Source organism: Pantoea sp. USHLN298 (assembly GCF_037149395.1).
GTDB classification, from domain to species: Bacteria; Pseudomonadota; Gammaproteobacteria; order Enterobacterales; family Enterobacteriaceae; genus Pantoea; species Pantoea astica.
The window spans coordinates 166297-183076 of the sequence record NZ_JBBCRO010000006.1; the positions used below are offsets into that span (position 1 = coordinate 166297).

At 55.9% G+C, this 16780-nt stretch carries 16 protein-coding genes; 12 read left to right on the forward strand and 4 right to left on the reverse strand.

From position 1 onward, the window contains the following. Position 1: 1 nt before the first annotated feature. On the reverse strand, positions 2–1978 hold the full coding sequence (speA, locus tag WFK59_RS16495; protein WP_233987179.1) for a biosynthetic arginine decarboxylase: 1977 nt from the start codon (positions 1976–1978) through the stop codon (positions 2–4). Positions 1979–2826: 848 nt separating this feature from the next. Here speA and metK point away from each other — a divergent pair. Beyond that, positions 2827–3978, forward strand: coding sequence for a methionine adenosyltransferase (gene metK, locus WFK59_RS16500; RefSeq protein WP_233987178.1), 1152 nt, complete (start codon positions 2827–2829; stop codon positions 3976–3978). 441 nt (positions 3979–4419) lie between these two features. After that, positions 4420–5817, forward strand: coding sequence for a sugar porter family MFS transporter (locus WFK59_RS16505; RefSeq protein ID WP_336756484.1), 1398 nt, complete (start codon positions 4420–4422; stop codon positions 5815–5817). Between the two features lie 71 nt (positions 5818–5888). Here WFK59_RS16505 and WFK59_RS16510 read toward each other — a convergent pair whose 3' ends face one another. Next, positions 5889–7148, reverse strand: coding sequence for an O-antigen ligase family protein (locus tag WFK59_RS16510; RefSeq protein WP_336756486.1), 1260 nt, complete (start codon positions 7146–7148; stop codon positions 5889–5891). Continuing rightward, on the reverse strand, positions 7138–8247 hold the full coding sequence (locus tag WFK59_RS16515) for a glycosyltransferase (protein WP_336756487.1): 1110 nt from the start codon (positions 8245–8247) through the stop codon (positions 7138–7140). The genes WFK59_RS16510 and WFK59_RS16515 overlap by 11 nt, the downstream gene beginning before the upstream one ends. Positions 8248–8517: 270 nt before the next feature. Here WFK59_RS16515 and WFK59_RS16520 point away from each other — a divergent pair, with 270 nt between their 5' ends. The 6 genes from WFK59_RS16520 (at position 8518) to ruvX (ending at position 12751) form a co-directional block, all read left to right on the forward strand. Continuing rightward, on the forward strand, positions 8518–9030 hold the full coding sequence (locus WFK59_RS16520) for a SprT family zinc-dependent metalloprotease (RefSeq protein WP_233987174.1): 513 nt from the start codon (positions 8518–8520) through the stop codon (positions 9028–9030). 78 nt (positions 9031–9108) lie between these two features. After that, positions 9109–9816, forward strand: a complete 708-nt coding sequence (gene endA / locus WFK59_RS16525; protein ID WP_233987173.1) for a deoxyribonuclease I — start codon at positions 9109–9111, stop codon at positions 9814–9816. Between the two features lie 75 nt (positions 9817–9891). Further along, on the forward strand, positions 9892–10623 hold the full coding sequence (gene rsmE, locus WFK59_RS16530; protein ID WP_233987172.1) for a 16S rRNA (uracil(1498)-N(3))-methyltransferase: 732 nt from the start codon (positions 9892–9894) through the stop codon (positions 10621–10623). Between the two features lie 113 nt (positions 10624–10736). Next, positions 10737–11681: a glutathione synthase gene (gshB, locus tag WFK59_RS16535; protein WP_233987171.1), complete on the forward strand. Its 945-nt coding sequence runs from the start codon at positions 10737–10739 to the stop codon at positions 11679–11681. 87 nt (positions 11682–11768) lie between these two features. Next, on the forward strand, positions 11769–12332 hold the full coding sequence (locus WFK59_RS16540) for a YqgE/AlgH family protein (RefSeq protein WP_233987170.1): 564 nt from the start codon (positions 11769–11771) through the stop codon (positions 12330–12332). After that, complete coding sequence (ruvX, locus tag WFK59_RS16545; RefSeq protein ID WP_094120694.1) at positions 12332–12751, forward strand: Holliday junction resolvase RuvX; 420 nt, start codon at positions 12332–12334, stop codon at positions 12749–12751. The genes WFK59_RS16540 and ruvX overlap by 1 nt, the downstream gene beginning before the upstream one ends. Here ruvX and WFK59_RS16550 read toward each other — a convergent pair. After that, complete coding sequence (locus WFK59_RS16550) at positions 12745–13740, reverse strand: type IV pilus twitching motility protein PilT (RefSeq protein ID WP_233987169.1); 996 nt, start codon at positions 13738–13740, stop codon at positions 12745–12747. The genes ruvX and WFK59_RS16550 overlap by 7 nt on opposite strands. Before the next feature lie 14 nt (positions 13741–13754). Between WFK59_RS16550 and WFK59_RS16555 the strand changes: the two genes are divergently transcribed. Genes WFK59_RS16555 through hemW form a run of 4 tightly spaced genes read left to right on the forward strand, consistent with a single transcriptional unit; the run spans position 13755 to position 16776 of the window. Further along, entirely contained in the window at positions 13755–14462 is a 708-nt protein-coding gene (locus WFK59_RS16555; RefSeq protein WP_233987168.1) for a YggS family pyridoxal phosphate-dependent enzyme, read from the forward strand. Between the two features lie 12 nt (positions 14463–14474). Next, positions 14475–15029: a YggT family protein gene (locus WFK59_RS16560; protein ID WP_094120697.1), complete on the forward strand. Its 555-nt coding sequence runs from the start codon at positions 14475–14477 to the stop codon at positions 15027–15029. 21 nt (positions 15030–15050) lie between these two features. Further along, positions 15051–15644, forward strand: a complete 594-nt coding sequence (locus WFK59_RS16565) for an XTP/dITP diphosphatase (protein WP_233987167.1) — start codon at positions 15051–15053, stop codon at positions 15642–15644. After that, a complete protein-coding gene (gene hemW / locus WFK59_RS16570; protein WP_336756491.1) occupies positions 15637–16776 on the forward strand; it encodes a radical SAM family heme chaperone HemW in 1140 nt (379 codons plus the stop codon). The genes WFK59_RS16565 and hemW overlap by 8 nt, the downstream gene beginning before the upstream one ends. Positions 16777–16780 lie beyond the last annotated feature (4 nt).

Here is a 16780-nt window from a genome sequence, read left to right on the forward strand (position 1 = left end):
ATTACTCGTCTTCTAAGTAGGTGTAACCGTACAGGCCGCTCTCGAACTCTTCGAGGAACTGAGCACGCAGCTCCTCATCCAGATCGGAGGCCTGCACCTGGTGACGGAACAGCGCCATCAGTTCGTTCGGATCGAGCTGCACGTAGCGCAGCATATCTGCCACGGTGTCGCCTTCATCCGACAACTGGACTTCAACATCACCATTTTCACGGGCATAAACATCCACCGCTTCGGTATCACCGAACAGGTTGTGCATGTTGCCGAGAATTTCCTGATAAGCCCCGACCATAAAGAAGCCCAGCATCGGCGGATTATCCACGTCATATTCTGGCATCGGCATGGTGGTGGCGATGCCGTCGCCATCAACGTAGTGATCGATGGTGCCATCGGAGTCACAGGTGATGTCGAGCAGCACGGCGCGGCGCTCTGGCTTCTTGTTCAGCCCTTCCAGCGGCAGTACCGGGAACAGCTGATCGATACCCCACGCATCCGGCATTGACTGGAACAGCGAGAAGTTGACGTAGATCTTGTCCGCCATCCGCTCCTGCAGTTCGTCAATAATCGGACGGTGCGCACGGTTGCTTGGATCGAGATGCTGCTGAATGTAGTGGCAGATGCTCAGATAGAGCTGCTCAGCCCAGGCGCGCTGTTTCAGATCGTAAGTGCCGGAGGAGTAGCCGGTATGGATGTCAAACAGATCCATCTGGCTGTCGTGCAGCCATTCACGCAGCGAACGACGGGTATTCGGCTCGTGCATCTCCTGCCAGGTTTCCCACATGCTGACAATCGGGCGTGGTGCATCAGCATCCGGCGTTTCCGGCTTGCTGAACTCATTGCGCTCAACGCCGATGATGTTCGAAACCAGTACCGTGTGGTGTGCCGTTACCGCACGGCCCGACTCGGTGATCACCGTCGGATGCTCAAGGCCATGCTCATCACAGGCATCGCCAATCGCCCAGATGACGTTGTTGGCATATTCGTTCAGGCCGTAGTTCACCGAGCAGTCAGACTGCGAGCGCGTTCCTTCGTAATCCACGCCCAGACCGCCGCCGACGTCGAAACATTTAATGTTAACGCCCAGCTTCGCCAGTTCAACGTAGAAGCGCGCCGACTCACGCACGCCGGTGGCGATGTCGCGAATGTTGGCCATCTGTGAACCGAGGTGGAAGTGCAGCAACTGCAGGCTATCCATACGGCCCGCTTCACGCATGATCTCGACCAACCTGAGCACCTGGGTCGCCGACAGACCGAACTTCGACTTTTCGCCACCGCTCGACTGCCATTTACCCGAGCCCTGAGAGGCCAGACGGGCGCGAATGCCAAGACGCGGCACCACGTTCAGGCGCTCCGCCTCTTCCAGCACCAGACGGACTTCGGTCATCTTCTCCAGCACCAGGTAGACCTTGTGGCCCATCTTCTCGCCAATCAGCGCCAGACGAATATATTCGCGATCTTTATAGCCGTTACAGACGATCACGGTACGGGTCTGACCGGCGTGCGCCAGCACCGCCATCAGCTCAGCTTTCGATCCCGCTTCCAGTCCCAGCGGTTCGCCGGAGTGGATCAGCGATTCAATCACGCGTTTGTGCTGGTTCACCTTGATTGGATAAACCAGGAAGTAGTCGCCTTTGTAACCATAGGATTCACGCGCACGTTTAAACGCGGCGTTAATTGAGCGCAGGCGGTGTTGCAGGATCTGCGGGAAGCAGAACAGCGCCGGCAGACGCTGGCCCTGCGCTTCGCGCTCTTTGACCAGTCGGGCTAAATCGACGCGCACATCCGGGCGATCCGGATCGGGACAGACACTGATGTGGCCCAGTTCGTTGACGTCGTAATAGTTGTTGCCCCACCAGGCAATGTTGTAGGTACGCAACATTTTGCTCGCATCCTGATCGTTCATTGCTACCTCCTGCATTGAGCGGAGTGCACCCTGTTCGCCAGCTGACGAACCCTTGATATTCTTTATGTCGTCAGACATCGCGAACCTCAATTTTCCGTTGAAAGATAAAACTGTTAACCGGCTTACTGGCCGCTAATCTGGAAATTCGTTGCCACATTAAACGCAATGTCCTGTTCACCTGACGTTACCGTCAGCGCGATTCACGCATGAGAGTTAAGTGTAAAACACCCTGGCCATCTCCGTTGAAACCGAAAGCATTTAACAGATTTGTATAAGAGGACCACGGATAACGTGCGTCGTTCAGCTGCGCGGCGGCAGAGAAGAGACTAAACCGTAAGGATAGTGGTACAGATTAACCGGCGCTCGTGTCGGTAAAATTACCGCATCGAACATATTGTCGGCAGGACAGAGAAAGAGATGGGAAACAGGAGACAGCCAGCGCAGCGCCGCAGCACAGGGAACCGGGAGAAGAGAAAACGTGGTTCATTACTCGTATCACCTCCGCACATGCCAGCGGCATATGGAACACAACCTGGGTGAAAGCCAGACCCTTGTCTGACGGGCGCGACGCAAACTGAGGCGTCATCCTTGCTACTGCTCTCGAAGCAGCGGCGTTTTATACAGTTTACCGCCGCAAAATGCAAAAAGATTATCGGGGAAACGCGTGCAGTGTCAGGAAATTATGCCGATAACCTTTCCAGGTAAAATGCTGAAACAGAAAAAGGGCTGGCAATTGGCTCATTCTGTAACCTAAAATAGCCGTCCAGATGGTTTTCCATCTAAACAGGTTAATATCCAGGCGGTGTTGGCCTGCTGTGCTGACACAACCTCACTGCTCGTGGCTTTGCCTGAAGGGGCGTTAAGTCAGATGATACTCACTTGCGCTATGCAGTCGAATTCAAACCATTTGTAAGGTAAAGAACAGAATGGCTAAACACCTTTTTACGTCCGAGTCCGTATCAGAAGGACATCCTGATAAAATCGCCGACCAGATCTCCGATGCCGTGCTGGATGCCATCCTTGAACAGGACCCTAAAGCACGCGTGGCCTGCGAAACTTACGTTAAAACCGGTATGGTTCTGGTTGGCGGTGAAATCACCACCAGCGCCTGGGTCGATATCGAAGAGATCACCCGTAACACCGTACGTGAAATCGGCTATGTTCATTCCGATATGGGCTTTGATGCCAATTCCTGTGCGGTTTTAAGCGCGATTGGTAAACAGTCTCAGGATATCAACCAGGGCGTTGACCGCAGCGATCCGCTGGAACAGGGCGCGGGCGACCAGGGCCTGATGTTCGGCTATGCCACCAACGAAACCGACGTGCTGATGCCTGCGCCGGTGACCTATGCGCACCGTCTGGTGCAGCGTCAGGCTGAAGTGCGTAAAAACGGCACCCTGCCGTGGCTGCGTCCGGATGCCAAAAGCCAGGTCACTTTCCAGTATGACGACGGCAAAATCGTCGGCATCGATGCGGTAGTGCTTTCTACTCAGCACGCCGAATCTGTCAGCCAGAAAGATCTGCAGGAAGCGGTGATGGAAGAGATCATCAAGCCGGTTCTGCCAGCAGAATGGCTGAGCGCCTCGACCAAATACCACATCAACCCGACCGGCCGTTTTGTGATCGGCGGCCCGATGGGCGATTGCGGTCTGACCGGTCGTAAAATCATCGTGGACACCTACGGCGGTATGGCGCGTCACGGTGGTGGTGCGTTCTCCGGTAAAGACCCGTCAAAAGTGGACCGTTCAGCGGCCTACGCAGCCCGTTATGTGGCGAAGAACATCGTGGCAGCCGGTCTGGCGGATCGCTGTGAAATTCAGGTCTCTTACGCCATCGGCGTGGCAGAGCCGACTTCGATCATGGTTGAAACCTTCGGGACTGAGAAAGTCTCTACCGAGCAGCTGACGCTGCTGGTGCGTGAGTTCTTCGATCTGCGCCCGTATGGCCTGATTCAGATGCTCGACCTGCTGCACCCGATCTACAAAGAGACCGCTGCTTACGGTCACTTTGGTCGCGAACATTTCCCATGGGAAAAAACCGACAAAGCCGCACAGCTGCGTGAAGCCGCTGGCCTCTGATAACGGCGCTTTGCTGAAAACCCTGCCGCTCAGGCAGGGTTTTTTTATGCCTGAGAGGCCGCAATTCGTCGTTCCGCGCTCTGCCCGCAGCAAAATTTCTGATCTCGTCTACACTTCTTTTCGCCTTTTCTGACAACAAAATGTTAACGATTACAATTTGAAACGCTTTGTTTATCTGCTATTTAGGATTTACTCTACGTAGTTATTCTGCTGAAAATGCGTTATTTTCAGCGTCGTCTGATAGCCAATAAATAGAGCCTTGTCAGAAACTTAATGAGTGCTATACCTCACTGGTTAATTAACCTTTCCGGGCAAAAAATGCTGAATTTCAGGGTTTCAGCGTGTGTAAACGATTACACTGATGTGATCGGACTCACTTTTTTCGCGCAAAGAGTTTTTTAACATTGATAAAAACAATGATGGATAAACCTGGAGGCTAAAATGCCTGGCAATACACACAAAAGCAGAACATCAAATAAGGCGATGACCTTATTTGTCTGCTTTCTGGCGGCCCTCGCGGGACTGCTGTTCGGTCTGGATATCGGCGTTATTGCCGGTGCTCTGCCGTTTATCGCAAAAGACTTTAACGTAACCGCCCATCAACAGGAGTGGATCGTCAGTTCCATGATGTTTGGTGCCGCGGTGGGTGCTATCGGTAGCGGCTGGATGTCCTCCCGCCTCGGCCGTAAAAAGAGCCTGATGGCCGGCGCGATTCTGTTCGTGATTGGTTCACTCTGGTCTGCCATGTCACCTAACCCTGAAATGCTGATCAGCGCCCGCGTCCTGCTGGGTCTGGCTGTCGGTATCGCCTCTTACACCGCCCCGCTTTATCTTTCTGAAATTGCACCCGAAAAAATTCGCGGCAGTATGATTTCGCTTTATCAGCTGATGATCACCATCGGTATTCTGGGCGCTTACCTCTCCGATACCGCGTTCAGCTTTACCGGCAACTGGCGCTGGATGCTGGGCATCATCACCATTCCGGCACTGCTGCTGCTGGTGGGCGTCTTCTTCCTGCCAAACAGCCCGCGCTGGCTGGCGGCACGAGGCAACTTCCGCGATGCACAACGGGTACTGGATCGTCTGCGTGACACCAGCGAACAGGCAAAACGTGAGCTGGATGAGATTCGTGAAAGCCTGAAGATCAAGCAGTCTGGCTGGGGTCTGTTTACCAGCAGCAGCCACTTCCGTCGTGCGGTCTACCTCGGCATTCTGTTGCAGGTGATGCAGCAGTTTACCGGCATGAACGTCATCATGTATTACGCACCGAAGATCTTTGAAATCGCAGGCTTCACCAATACCACTGAGCAGATGTGGGGCACGGTGATTGTCGGTCTGATCAACGTACTGGCAACCTTTATCGCTATCGGTCTGGTCGATCGCTGGGGCCGTAAACCGACGCTGATTCTTGGCTTTATGGTGATGGCTGCCGGTATGGGCGTGCTGGGTACCATGCTGCATTTCGGCATTCACTCGCAGGGCGCACAGTACTTCGCCGTGGCTATGCTGCTGATGTTTATCATCGGTTTTGCGATGTCAGCCGGTCCGCTGATCTGGGTTCTGTGTTCCGAAATTCAGCCGCTGAAAGGCCGCGACTTCGGTATCACCGTTTCCACCACCACCAACTGGATCGCTAACATGATCGTGGGTGCGACCTTCCTGACGATGCTGAACACGCTGGGCAACGCTAATACCTTCTGGGTCTATGCGCTGCTGAACCTGTTCTTCATTCTGCTGACGGTGATGCTGATCCCTGAGACTAAAAACGTCTCGCTGGAGCACATCGAACGTAACCTGATGGCCGGTAAAAAACTGCGCGACATCGGTTCACAGAATTAATTATCAGGCGTAAAAAAAACGGCGGGGTTTCTCTGGAAACCCCGCCGTTTTTATTTGTTCATCTGCTCAACTCAGACCTGTCGTTGCGGCACCGGTAGCCGTATACAGCAGAGTGCCAGCACCATAATGAAAACAGTCGCGGTCTGGTTATAGGGCAGCACCGAATCGGTCAGCCCGGCGACAAATAGCGCCACCAGCGGCAGCGCAACGCCGCGCAGATCGCAGCGCTTCACTCCCCCCGCCAGAGCCACCAGATAGAGCAACGCCAGTGACAAAGCCCCCAGCCAGCCCTGTAACGTGGTGACCTCAAGGAACTCGTTGTGCATGTTGTATTTAACGTTGGTATAGCCTTCCACATTATTCGGGTAGTGCGCGCTGATAAACTGGCGAGCCTGAGTTGTGCGCTCATCCGGCGTCGAAAAACCGCCATGATGCTGAATAAAGTTGACCGCCCCGCCCCAGATTGCTACCCGCGCGCCCAGCGAGGTCGAGCTGTTGGAACCGAAGTTCTCAATATCCTGCACCCCTTCCACCCAGCGGTTGCTGGTCATCAGCACCAGCACTGCCAGCAATCCCACCACCAGCGCGCTGATGCGCCAGTTGGTTAGCATCGACAGGCGATAGGTCTGCAGCAGGAACAGCAATCCGACCGCCACCAGAGCGATAAGCGTCACGCGGGTGCCGCAGAGATAGAGCAACGCGAAGGTGACGATTAACACCGCCACATCAGCCATCTTCCAGTAAGCATGGGTCTCAAAACGACTCAGCCAGAGCCAGGCGCAGTAGATAAACAGAATCATATAAGAGGACATGGAGGCTGCTTCGGTGGTGAGCTTGATCCGCACGTTGGCGGTATAGAGATGCTCATAGATGCCGAAGCCCAGCGTGATCAGCAGGCCAATCAGGATTAAAACTTTCCCGGCCCTGAGCGTTTTGAGTGACACCCGCTGACCATAAACGGCCAGGCTCAACAGCACAAATGCGCCAAGCAACAGCCGTTTTGCGCCAAGCAGATAGTTGCTGATGGTCGTGATACTGTCGGTTGAGGGTGCCGTTTCAATCCCTTTGACCTGCATCGCCCAGACCAGCCGGATCAGCGTAAAGAGTATCAGCGCAATAAACAGCACGATAAAAAAGCGGTGCTGCTGAAAGTCTATTTTTCTGCGCACCAGGCCATACAGAATGGAGGCTACCGACAGGTAGGAGACAACGTAGAATATTTTTTGCGGCAGGCCGGTGACAAACATGTTGATGGCCAGCGCCAGGCAGAGTGCGATGACAGAAAAATTCACCGCTAAGGATAATCCGTTAAGTTCGCGCTTATTCGTCATGCTTAACCCCGGAGAGGCGGTTAAGCACTTCCTTGAGATGCTTCATATAATTCTCCTCATAAAAACCGGTGATGCTCTGTTTAATAGTCTGTTGATCGGGGAAATGAAACGCCCCGCTCATGGCGTTGAGAATGGCAGCCAGCGCCACGCTGTCGTTTTTTTCGTACAGTTGACCATTGATGCCCGGCCTGATGATTTCCGCCGGGCCACTGACGCAGTCAGACGAGACGCAATAGACGCCGCGCGACATCGCCTCCAGCAGAATCAGCGGGAAGCCTTCGAAGTTTGAGGTCATCACCAGAGAGGTGACCTCGCCGATCTGGCGGGTTACATAATCCCAGGCATTCTCCTGCCAGCCATGCCAGGTGATGCGATCCTGCATCCCCAATTGCGCGACATAATCCTGGCAGCGCGCCAGATCTTCGCCGTCGCCGATAATCTCCAGCGTCCACGGTGCCTCAACCCGCCGGAGCGCATCGAACAGATCTTTAAGCTGCTTCTGCCGTTCAAAATGAACCCGACCGATGTAGAGAAATTTAAGCGCTGATGGCCGGCCAATTACGTCAGCCTGGCGTTTCACCGGGTTGTAGATCACATCGATATCCGCCGCCTTCGCGCCCAGCTCGATCAGTTGCTGCCTGATCTGCTGACTGATAGCAAAGTGGTGATCGGCGCGCAGCAGATAGTGAGGACGGTAACGTTCACGCGGTGGCAGATGCATCCAGCTCGACAACACGATTTTTCGGCCGGAGAGCGTGATCGCCCGGCGCGTCATCAGGCAGGGAATAGTGTTTAAGGTCAGGACGTGATCGGGTTGATAGCGGCGAAAAAAAGCCGCCATTCGCAGCGTATGAATGAAGTTCTTAATTTTTTTATTGCGCAGCGTGCAGACGCTTTCCTGTAACACGGCGTTAGCGGTCCAGTCGCGAGAGTCGCTCTGTTCGCCGCTATTGATGATAAACAGCCCGGCCTCCGTTTCCGGATCGGCATTCAGCGCCGTAATCAACTGCCGGGTCACGTTCTCCATCCCACCGCGTCCGGCCATCAAATCTGTCACCAGCACAATCCGTTGTTTCTTTAAGTTATTATTATCTTTCATCGCTTTATCCGTGCCCTGTGCCCTTCACCCGACATCCATTCACTCTGCGGAGAATGTTAACAATAGAATATTCTAAATAGGAGCATAACAATATTTAAACCAGAATGATTACCCGGCTGGCGATGGTGCGCGCTGTCACGCCAGCGGCAGCATCGCGCGCGCTTTACCCGCTTCCAGGGGTTCAGAGGGCAAAACGCTCAGCCCGGCCTTTTATGCGAGGTTTATCCTGGGCGGTTGAGTTCCCGCCCGTCGCCGATTATTCTGAGCGCCATGAAAACGCCTCGCCTCCCTATTGCACTGCAACAAGCCGTGATGCGCGCGCTGCGCCAGGCGCTGACGCGCGCCAATCAGGCACTGAAAACGGACTATCCCGAACCGACACTGCTCTATCAGCAGCGCGGCACCGCGGCCGGTACCGCCTGGCTTGAACCCTGGGAGATCCGCATCAATCCGGTGTTACTGCTGGAAAATCAGCAGGCGTTCATTGATGAAGTGATTCCGCATGAACTGGCGCATCTGCTGGTGTGGAAGAAATTCGGTCGCGTAGCGCCGCACGGCAAAGAGTGGAAGTGGATGATGGAGCAGGTGCTGGGCGTGCCGGCACGGCGTACCCATCAGTTTGAGGTGCAGTCGGTACGCAGCCGCACCTTTGCTTACCGCTGCCAGTGCCAGCAGCACCAGCTGACGGTCCGTCGTCACAATCGCGTGCTGCGCGGTGAGAGCGAATATCGCTGCGTTCACTGCGGCAGCCTGCTGAAAGCTGGCGAGTTTGTCCCCGCCTGAGCAGGATTCCCATTCCGCCCTATTCCGCATTCTGTTACCCTGCCGCCCTTTTTAAAGCACTGAGTAGAAATCTGGAATATGTCTCGCATAATTAGTCTGGCCGCTGCGCTGTTATGGGTTCCTTTTGCGGCTGACGCCCTGAATCTGAATAACTATCACCAGAACAACTTTCAACAGGCCAAGGCCTTTGCGGCAGAAATCAACGCGGATGCGCCCGGCTCCTTTTACTGCGGCTGTAAAATTAGCTGGCAGGGGAAAAAAGGCGTACCTGACCTGAACAGCTGCGGCTATCAGGCGCGTAAAAACGCCAATCGCGCTTCACGTATTGAATGGGAACACGTTATGCCCGCCTGGGAGTTTGGTCACCAGCGTCAATGCTGGCAAAACGGCGGCCGTAAAAACTGCAGCAAAGATCCCGACTATCGTCGCATCGAAACCGATCTGCACAACCTGCAACCGGCCGTTGGCGAAGTCAATGGCGACCGCGGCAACTTCGCCTACAGTCAATGGAACGGCAGTGAAAAGCAGTATGGTCAGTGTGAGATGAAGGTGGATTTTAAACTCAAACAGGCGGAGCCACCCGCGCGGGCGCGCGGCGCCATTGCCCGTACCTATTTCTATATGCGTGACCAGTATCATCTGCGGATTTCGCGCCAGCAAACTCAGCTGTTTACCGCCTGGGATAAGCTCTATCCGGTGACGAAATGGGAGTGCGAACGTGACCAGCGTATCGCGCGGGTACAGGGGAATCACAATCCTTATGTGCAGCAGGCTTGCCAGCGCTAAAAAGCCTGCCCTAAACTAGCTCTTTTCCCGATGACGCCGTGTCATTCCACACGGCGCTTAGTTCTCAGGAACCTTATGCGCATACCTCGCATCTATCACGCCGGGCCGTTGAGCGTTGGCAGTGACATTACGCTGGATGAAGATGCATCCAATCACGTTGGCCGGGTGCTTCGTATGACGCCTGGACAGCATCTGGAACTCTTTGATGGCACTAATCTGACTTTTGCAGCAGAGATCACGCATGTTGATAAAAAGCGTGTAAAAGTATCGGTCACAGAGAGCCAGCCGGACGATCGCGAGTCACCGCTGCACCTGCATCTGGGTCAGGTGATGTCGCGCGGTGAGAAGATGGAGTTTACTATCCAGAAATCGATTGAGCTGGGGGTGAACGTCATTACGCCGCTGTTTTCCGAGCGCTGTGGTGTAAAGCTGGACGCTGAACGCCTGGCTAAAAAAATTCAGCAGTGGCAGAAGATTGCCATTGCCGCCTGCGAGCAGTGCGGCCGTAATCGCGTGCCGGAAATTCGTCAGGCGATGACGCTGGAAGCCTGGTGCGCTGAGGCGGAGAGCGGACTGAAGCTGAATCTGCATCCGCGCGCCAGCCACAGTATTAATACGCTACCGCAGCCGGTTGAACGGGTGCGGCTGCTGATTGGCCCTGAAGGCGGGCTCTCCGCTGACGAGATCGCCATGACGGCGCAGCACGATTTTACTGACATCCTGCTTGGCCCACGGGTTTTACGTACCGAAACCACCGCGCTGACCGCCATTACGGCACTTCAGGTGAGGTTTGGCGACCTGGGTTAAGCGATACTTCCAGCGGGCCGTCATCGACGCCCGCCATCTGGCGTGCTGACTAAGCGCCCACTGCTGACCGAACGAGACGAGACGGTAACCGCCGCCTCCCTGAGGAGATAATAATGATTAAACTTGGCATCGTGATGGACCCTATTTCGTCCATCAATATTAAAAAAGACACCAGCTTCGCCATGTTGCTGGAAGCACAGCGCCGTGGTTACGAGATTCACTACATGGAGATGCACGATCTCTCCCTGCGCGGTGGCGTCGCCTCTGCCCGTACTCGTCTGTTAACCGTCGAGCAGAATCCCGATAACTGGTATCAGTTTGGCAGCGAGCAGGAGATCCCGCTGGCTGACCTGAACGTGATACTGATGCGCAAAGATCCGCCGTTCGATACTGAATTTATCTATGCGACCTACATTCTGGAGCGCGCAGAAGAGCTGGGTACGCTGATCGTTAACAAACCGCAGAGCCTGCGCGACTGTAACGAAAAGCTCTATACCGCCTGGTTTGCTGAGTTCACGCCGGATACGCTGGTGACCCGCAGCAAAGAGAAACTGCGCGCCTTCTGGCAGGAGCACGGCGACATCATCATGAAGCCGCTGGATGGCATGGGTGGCGCCTCGATTTTTCGGGTGAAGAAAGACGATCCGAACTTTGGCGTTATCACGGAAACCCTGACCGAGCATGAAAGCCGGTTCTGCATGGCGCAGAACTATATTCCGGCAATCAAAGATGGCGACAAACGCGTGCTGGTGGTGGATGGTGAGCCGGTGCCTTACTGCCTGGCCCGTATTCCTCAGGGCGGTGAAACCCGCGGTAACCTCGCGGCCGGTGGACGCGGCGAAGCCCGTCCGCTGAGCGAGAGCGACTGGGAAATCGCCCGTCGTGTCGGCCCGACTCTGAAAGCGAAAGGGCTGATTTTTGTCGGACTGGACATCATCGGTGATAAACTGACAGAAGTTAACGTGACCAGCCCGACCTGCGTGCGTGAAATTGAGGCGGCTTTCCCGATTTCCATCACCGGCATGTTGATGGATGCCATTGAGAAGCGCCTGGGCTGAGCATGACGCCGGGGCCATGCTCCGAGATCAACCCAATACCGGTGCGGCCGTCGCGTGCCGGTTATTTTTTTGGTACATCGTGTGAGAATGAATTTACAGCATCACTTTTTGATCGCCATGCCTTCACTGCAGGACCCTTTCTTCAAACGTTCCGTGGTTTATCTCTGCGAACATAACGAAGAAGGCGCAATGGGTCTGATCATCAATAAACCGATGGAAAACCTGACGGTTGAAGGCATTCTGAAGAAGCTTAAAATCTCTGCCGACGATCGCGATCCGGCGATCAAACTGGATAAACCGGTGTTTACCGGCGGTCCGCTGGCGGAAGATCGCGGCTTTATCCTGCATTCGGCTCAACGCACCTTTACCTCCAGCATCCGTATTTCAGACAATACGGTTATCACCACTTCCCGCGACGTACTGGAGTCGATTGGTACTGCCTCTCAGCCCAGCAACGTACTGGTGGCGCTGGGTTACTGTGCCTGGGAAAAGGATCAGCTGGAGAATGAGCTGATGGAAAATGCCTGGCTGACCACGCCCGCTAACAGCAATATTCTGTTCCAGACGCCGATTTCAGAGCGCTGGCGCGAAGCGGCGCGCAGTATTGGCGTCGATATACACAACATGGCCAGCGACGCCGGACACGCCTGATGTCAACACAAACTCTGTTAGGTTTCGACTTCGGCACCAAAAGTATTGGTGTCGCGGTAGGTCAGCAACTGACCGGCACCGCCCGCCCGCTGACGGCGCTTAAAGCGCAGGATGGCACACCGGACTGGCTGCAGATTGAAAAGCTGCTGAAAGAGTGGCAGCCCGATTTCGTGGTGGTGGGTTTACCGCTGAATATGGACGGCACCGAACAGCCGCTGACCGCCCGCGCGCGCAAATTTGCTAACCGGCTGCACGGCCGCTTCGGCATCCGGGTCGAACTGCAGGATGAGCGCCTCAGCACGGTCGAAGCCCGCGCCGGACTGTTTGAACGCGGCGGCTACCGCGCGTTAAACAAAGGCTCGGTGGATTCACAATCTGCCGCCATCATTCTGCAGGACTGGTTCGAGAACCACTACTGAAGCCACCCTTCGGCCTGGCGGGCCAGCCGGCTCTGCTCGAAGGTCTGCATTCCGGCCTGCGCACCGGTTTGCAGCAGCGCCGGGATCTGGTGCATCTTGCCTTCGCGGATCAGGTTCACAATCGCGGGCGTTGCCACCAGCACTTCGAACAGGCCAATACGTTTCTGGTCGATAGACGGCACCAGCCGCTGGGCAATCACCGCTTTCAGACTGCCCGCCAGCTGACTGCGCACCAGCTGTTTCTCTTCTGCCGGAAAGACATCGACCAGCCGATCAACCGCCTGTACCGCACCACGGGTATGCAGCGTCGCCAGCACCAGATGGCCGGTCTCCGCCGCGGTCAGTGCCTGACGGATGGTGTCGCTGTCGCGCAGTTCGCCCAGCAGAATCACATCCGGATCTTCGCGCAGCGCCGCCTTTACTCCAAGGCTGAACGAGGCGCAGTGCAGGCCAATTTCACGCTGCTGAATCAGTGACTGCTGGCTGTGATGGATAAACTCAATCGGATCTTCCAGCGTAATAATGTGCCGCGCCTGCTGGCGATTCAGCGCATCCACCAGCGCCGCCAGCGTGGTAGACTTGCCGCTGCCGGTGGCGCCGGTGACCAGAATCAGCCCATCCTGAAGCGTCAGCAGGGCCAGCACGCCTGGCGGCAGCCGCAGGCTCTCCAGCGTCGGACACTGCCCGGCGATGATGCGCAGCGCCAGCGACAGGCCGTTACGCTGCAGGAACAGGCTGGCACGCAGCCGCTGACCGTTTACCAGCGTCAGGGCAAAATCGAGCTGCCCGTCGCACTCCAGCTGCTGACGCTGCAGGTTATCGAGCCATTGGGTGACAAACTGTTCCATCCACGCTGACGGCAGCCTGGCCTGCTGCGGGATCGCCTCCAGCTTTCCCTGACGTCGCCAGTAGGGCAAATGTCCGCTGCAAAGGTGCAGATCGGCGGCATTATGCTTTACACTAAGCGCCACCATTTCATCCAGATTCATGATTTCTCCTGACTATGACCTCAATCCAGCACAACCTACAGCAAGTGCGGCAACGAATCGCCGCCGCCGCCGCGCGTTGCGGCCGCGCGCCAGAAGAAATTACGTTGCTTGCAGTCAGTAAAACCAAACCTGCGAGCGCGGTCGAAGAAGCCGCCGCAGCTGGTCAGATCGCCTTTGGTGAAAATTACGTTCAGGAAGGGGTTGAAAAGGTTCAGGCACTGGCCGCACATCCTCAGCTGGAGTGGCACTTCATTGGCCCGCTGCAGTCGAACAAAAGTCGCCTGGTGGCGGAAAACTTTGACTGGTGTCACACCATTGACCGTCAGCGCATTGCACAGCGGCTCAACGATCAGCGTCCCGCGACGCTGCCGCCGCTGAATGTGTTAATTCAGGTAAATATCAGTGACGAGAACAGCAAATCTGGCATCATGCTGGATGCTGTTTCCGGACTGGCGCAGCAGATCGCTGCGCTGCCGCAGCTTCGGCTGCGTGGGCTGATGGCCATACCGGCAGCGGAAAGCGATTATGACCGGCAACTGGCGGTGTGCCAGCAGATGGCTGAAGCCTTCCGGCAGTTGCAGCAGGACTATCCCGCTATCGATACGCTCTCGCTGGGAATGAGCGATGACATGGAGGCGGCAATCGCCGCAGGCAGTACGATGGTGCGCATCGGCACCGCCATTTTTGGCGCTCGCGACGCTGCGCGCAACTCACAACAATAATAGAGGAACTTCATGTTAACAATGACGTTTTTAGTAAAAACGCTGATCGATCTCTACGTCATGGTGCTGCTGTTACGCATCTGGATGCAGTGGGCGCGCTGCGATTTTTATAACCCGTTGGCACAGTTCGTGGTGAAAGTGACGCAGCCCATCATCAAGCCGCTGCGTCGCGTACTCCCGGCGCTCGGCCCGATCGATACCGCCTCGCTGCTGCTGGCGTTTGTGCTGACCACGCTGAAATATCCGATTCTGCTGCTGATTCAGGTCGGGGTGTTCTCCGTCGATCCGACCAACCTGCTGGTCGGTCTGCTCTCGCTGGTCAAATCCGCCGGCTATCTGGTGTTCTGGGTCATCATCATCCGCTCACTGATGAGCTGGATCAGTCAGGGTCGCGGCCCGATTGATTACGTGCTGATTCAGCTGACCGAACCGCTGATGGCACCGATTCGCCGCGTGCTGCCCGCGATGGGCGGCATCGATTTCTCCGCCATGATCGTTATTCTGGTGCTGTATGCCCTGAACTTTCTCGGCATGGACCTGTTCCCGGGTCTCTGGTATTTGCTGTAAATGAACCAAACTGGAACTGTTATGCAAAAAGTTGTCCTCGCCACCGGTAATCCCGGCAAGGTGCGTGAACTGGCGGATCTGCTCTCCGCCTTCGGCCTGGATATTGTCGCCCAGACCGAACTTGGGGTGGAATCGGCTGAAGAAACCGGCCTGACCTTTATTGAGAACGCCATTCTCAAAGCACGTCATGCGGCGAAGATCACCGGTTTACCGGCCATCGCGGATGATTCCGGGCTGGCGGTGGATGCGCTGGGCGGCGCGCCGGGTATCTACTCCGCGCGTTACGCCGGTGAAGAAGCCAGCGATCAGCAGAATCTGGAGAAACTGCTGCAGGCGCTGGAAAACGTGCCTGACGGCCAGCGTCAGGCGCAGTTTCACTGCGTGCTGGTCTATCTGCGTCACGCCGACGATCCGACGCCGCTGGTGTTCCACGGTAGCTGGCAGGGTGAGATCACCCGTGCGGCGGCTGGCGCTGGTGGCTTTGGTTACGACCCGATTTTCTTCGTGCCGGCGCTGGGTAAAACCGCTGCCGAACTGAGCAAAGCGGAAAAAGGCGAGGTTTCTCACCGGGGTAAAGCATTGACGCTGTTGCTGGAAGCGATGCGTAATGCCTAATCTGCCGCCGTTAAGTCTGTATATCCACATTCCGTGGTGCGTACAGAAGTGTCCCTACTGTGATTTTAACTCCCATGCGCTGAAAGATGAGGTGCCGCACGTTGAATACGTGCAGCACCTGCTGCGCGATCTGGATCAGGACTTACCGCTGATCGCTGATCGTGAGGTGCGCACCATTTTCATCGGCGGCGGCACGCCCAGCCTGCTGAGCGGCAGTGCGATGCAGTTGCTGATGGATGGCGTACGTTCACGGCTGACGCTGGCGGCGGGTGCAGAGATCACCATGGAAGCGAATCCGGGTACCGTTGAAGCGGACCGCTTCAGCGCCTATCAGCGTGCCGGTATTAACCGGATCTCGATTGGCGTCCAGAGTTTCAGCCCGCAAAAGCTGCAGCGACTGGGACGTATTCACGGTCCGGACGAGGCGAAGCGTGCCGCGAAGCTGGCCGAGGGATTACAGCTGCGCAGCTTTAACCTCGACCTGATGCACGGCCTGCCCGATCAGTCGCTGGACGAAGCGCTTGACGATCTGCGTCAGGCGATCGCGCTTAATCCGCCGCATCTTTCCTGGTATCAGCTGACCATTGAACCCAACACGCTGTTTGGTTCACGACCGCCGGTGCTGCCGGATGATGATGCGCTGTGGGATATTTACGAGCAGGGTCATCAGCTGCTAAGCGCTGCTGGCTATCAGCAGTATGAAACCTCCGCCTATGCGAAGCCGGGTTACCGCTGTGAACATAACCTCAACTACTGGCGCTTCGGGGATTATCTCGGCATCGGTTGTGGTGCGCACGGCAAACTGACCCAGCCCGATGGTCGTATCGTCAGGACGGTGAAGACCCGTCATCCGCGTGGCTTTATGCAGGGTAATTATCGCGAAAAGCAGTATGACGTGGCCGACATCGACAAGCCGTTTGAATACTTTATGAATCGCTTCCGGCTGCTGGAAGCCGCGCCGCGCAGTGAATTTACCCGTTATACCGGTTTGCCGGAACAGGTGATCCGCCCGCAGATGGAGGCGGCGATTGCGGCAGGTTATGTGGTGGAAACGGCTGAAGAGTGGCAGATCAGTGAGAAAGGGAAACTGTTTCTCAATTCGCTGTTAGAGCTGTTTTTACCGGAAGAGTAAGAGG

Bases quoted from the DNA above. Each gene is read 5' to 3' on its own strand.
- WFK59_RS16505 (WP_336756484.1), top strand. From the start codon at position 4,420: ATGCCTGGCAATACACACAAAAGCAGAACATCAAATAAGGCGATGACC.
- WFK59_RS16510 (WP_336756486.1), bottom strand. From the start codon at position 7,148: ATGACGAATAAGCGCGAACTTAACGGATTATCCTTAGCGGTGAATTTT.
- rsmE (WP_233987172.1), top strand. From the start codon at position 9,892: ATGCGCATACCTCGCATCTATCACGCCGGGCCGTTGAGCGTTGGCAGT.
- speA (WP_233987179.1), bottom strand. From the start codon at position 1,978: ATGTCTGACGACATAAAGAATATCAAGGGTTCGTCAGCTGGCGAACAG.
- hemW (WP_336756491.1), top strand. From the start codon at position 15,637: ATGCCTAATCTGCCGCCGTTAAGTCTGTATATCCACATTCCGTGGTGC.
- WFK59_RS16565 (WP_233987167.1), top strand. From the start codon at position 15,051: ATGCAAAAAGTTGTCCTCGCCACCGGTAATCCCGGCAAGGTGCGTGAA.
- WFK59_RS16520 (WP_233987174.1), top strand. From the start codon at position 8,518: ATGAAAACGCCTCGCCTCCCTATTGCACTGCAACAAGCCGTGATGCGC.
- WFK59_RS16550 (WP_233987169.1), bottom strand. From the start codon at position 13,740: ATGAATCTGGATGAAATGGTGGCGCTTAGTGTAAAGCATAATGCCGCC.
- WFK59_RS16540 (WP_233987170.1), top strand. From the start codon at position 11,769: ATGAATTTACAGCATCACTTTTTGATCGCCATGCCTTCACTGCAGGAC.
- WFK59_RS16560 (WP_094120697.1), top strand. From the start codon at position 14,475: ATGTTAACAATGACGTTTTTAGTAAAAACGCTGATCGATCTCTACGTC.
- WFK59_RS16555 (WP_233987168.1), top strand. From the start codon at position 13,755: ATGACCTCAATCCAGCACAACCTACAGCAAGTGCGGCAACGAATCGCC.
- gshB (WP_233987171.1), top strand. From the start codon at position 10,737: ATGATTAAACTTGGCATCGTGATGGACCCTATTTCGTCCATCAATATT.
- WFK59_RS16515 (WP_336756487.1), bottom strand. From the start codon at position 8,247: ATGAAAGATAATAATAACTTAAAGAAACAACGGATTGTGCTGGTGACA.
- metK (WP_233987178.1), top strand. From the start codon at position 2,827: ATGGCTAAACACCTTTTTACGTCCGAGTCCGTATCAGAAGGACATCCT.
- ruvX (WP_094120694.1), top strand. From the start codon at position 12,332: ATGTCAACACAAACTCTGTTAGGTTTCGACTTCGGCACCAAAAGTATT.
- endA (WP_233987173.1), top strand. From the start codon at position 9,109: ATGTCTCGCATAATTAGTCTGGCCGCTGCGCTGTTATGGGTTCCTTTT.